The following is a 211-nucleotide window of genomic DNA, read 5'->3' as shown; positions in this document are numbered from 1 at the left end:
CGCCCTGATCGGCACGCTCCTCGCCCACGCGCGCGTGACCCTCAATTTCCATCCGGACCGGCTGCTGCCGTCGGCCGACGGGCGCACCACGGTCGCCGACCGGCTCGCCGCCGACGGCCGCTACCGCGGGCAGTACGAGACGGGCCTGTCGAACGGCAGCCGCAGCGCCCACCCCGGCGGCCTGCGCGACGGCTGGGAGGAGGCGCTGTTC

At 76.3% G+C, this 211-nt stretch carries 1 protein-coding gene; it reads left to right on the top strand.

The genetic code is table 11. The annotated features are described in order from the left end of the window. Window positions 1–34: 34 nt before the first annotated feature. Window positions 35–211, top strand: a 177-nt coding sequence (locus tag G3I40_RS35510) for a DUF3626 domain-containing protein (RefSeq protein ID WP_343245120.1), incomplete at its 3' end; no start/stop codon positions are given.

Source organism: Streptomyces sp. SID14478 (assembly GCF_010548525.1).
GTDB lineage: Bacteria > Actinomycetota > Actinomycetes > Streptomycetales > Streptomycetaceae > Streptomyces.
This window is presented reverse-complemented; position numbering and strand designations above follow the sequence as displayed.